3 protein-coding genes are annotated in these 1548 nt (G+C 50.2%); all 3 read left to right on the forward strand.

Translation table 11 applies throughout. From position 1 onward, the window contains the following. Positions 1 to 332, forward strand: a 332-nt coding sequence (locus JX312_RS13470; RefSeq protein ID WP_204458424.1) for a tetratricopeptide repeat protein, incomplete at its 5' end; no start/stop codon positions are given. Further along, complete coding sequence (locus JX312_RS13475; protein ID WP_204458426.1) at positions 319 to 1161, forward strand: DUF4292 domain-containing protein; 843 nt, start codon at positions 319 to 321, stop codon at positions 1159 to 1161. The genes JX312_RS13470 and JX312_RS13475, both read left to right, overlap by 14 nt. A 5-nt stretch (positions 1162 to 1166) precedes the next feature. Continuing rightward, positions 1167 to 1548: hypothetical protein (locus JX312_RS13480; protein ID WP_204458427.1), on the forward strand; the 382-nt coding region annotated here is incomplete at its 3' end.

Below are 1548 nucleotides of genomic sequence, written 5' to 3' on the forward strand. Positions count from 1 at the left end.
ACGGAGGTGACCTTGACCGTGCGGCGGAGATGAGCCTGAAGAGCCTGGNCGGAGAAAATTCCTCAAACCCCACATATCTTGACACGTACGCATGGATTCTGCATAAGAAAGGGGAAAATGAGGAGGCTCGCAAATATCAGGCTTCGGCAGTCGAGGAAGCTGCTAAGGAGAACAACGAGCATGCCGAGCTTTACGAGCATTATGGCGACATCCTGTCAACCCTCGGCGAAAAGGAGGAGGCTCTGGAGGCTTACGAGAAAGCTGCGGCTCTCGAACCTGACAACGACAACATTCTTCAGAAAATTAAAACGCTAAAAAATGGCAAGAGATAAAGTATCGGCTCAGTGCCGCTCTCATTTTATATCAACATCGCTCTTTATGCTTGCAGCCGGGGTTTCTTCGGCAATGGCGCAGACACCTGCGGACTCGATTGACGGGCGCACGGAAGCTCTCAATGCGATACTCCCCAACTACATCGACTGGCAGACTGCCGCCATGTCGGGGAAACTGCGCATGAAAAAACTCCCGGTGTCACCTTCTGTCAGGATATTCATGAGAAGAAACGAGACTATCTCAATCTCTGTCAGGGCTTCTTTGCTCGGCGAGGTGGGACGCATCGACATCGAGGGGGATACGCTGCTTGCGGTCAACAAAATGAAACGTGTCTATTGCAAAGAGTCGCTTGCCGGAATCAAATATGATTATCCAGACATTATCGGTGATATCCAGAGCCTGCTTCTCGGACGCGCCGTGGCTTTGCAGTCAGGCGAGCTTTCCGAAGCCAATGCCGATTTCTTCGATTTCAGATCTCTTCCGGCAGATTCCATACATTCAGAGGCGGCATGGTCGCTGACATTCCCTCGCGGAAGAAGCGATGAGGATGAATTCGGCTATGAATACCGTATAAACTCAATCGGTCAGACGGAAAAGCTGACACTTGAGCTCTCCACATCCGACCACGAACTCGCGCTCGCGCTCGATTACACTTACTTGGACAAAGGTTTCGACCTCGACATATCTTTCACTCGCGATTTCAATAAGAAATTCGATGCCTTGATCGAATTCAACGATATCGACTGGGAGGCGAACGCTCCGTCACCGGTTTCTCTCAACTCCAGATTTACACGCGTCGGAATAAAACAATTCATCAGCTCCTTCTAAGTTAAATGATTCCCTCACACATCAAGAAACATATAATCCTCTTTGCACTGACAATCCTGTTGTCGGGAATACCGGCACACTCTGTAAACCGGAGAACAAAAAACGGAACAAAAGCAAAAACCGAGCAGAAAGCGTCAACTCGTAAATCCGCATCAAAAAAAACATCTTCCGGAAAGAGCACAAGACGCACCTCGAAAAAAACAAACACGAAAACTGAGACTTCGGCAGAGGCAAAGCGCCGTCAGGCGGAGACTCAGAAGGAGATAGCACGCACCAAAGAGGAGTTGCGCCGCAATGAGGCGGAAGTGAAAAAAGGACTCGGCGAACTGAACCGCCTCAATTCCGACATCACTGCAGGCAGGTCATTGGTGGCGGCGGCTGCCGAAC

The organism is Barnesiella sp. CU968 (assembly GCF_905219685.1).
Taxonomy (GTDB): Bacteria; Bacteroidota; Bacteroidia; order Bacteroidales; family Muribaculaceae; genus Lepagella; species Lepagella muris_A.

What these genes read in the sequence shown, in the direction of transcription:
- JX312_RS13475 (WP_204458426.1), top strand. Translation starts at nt 319, where the DNA reads ATGGCAAGAGATAAAGTATCGGCTCAGTGCCGCTCTCATTTTATATCA.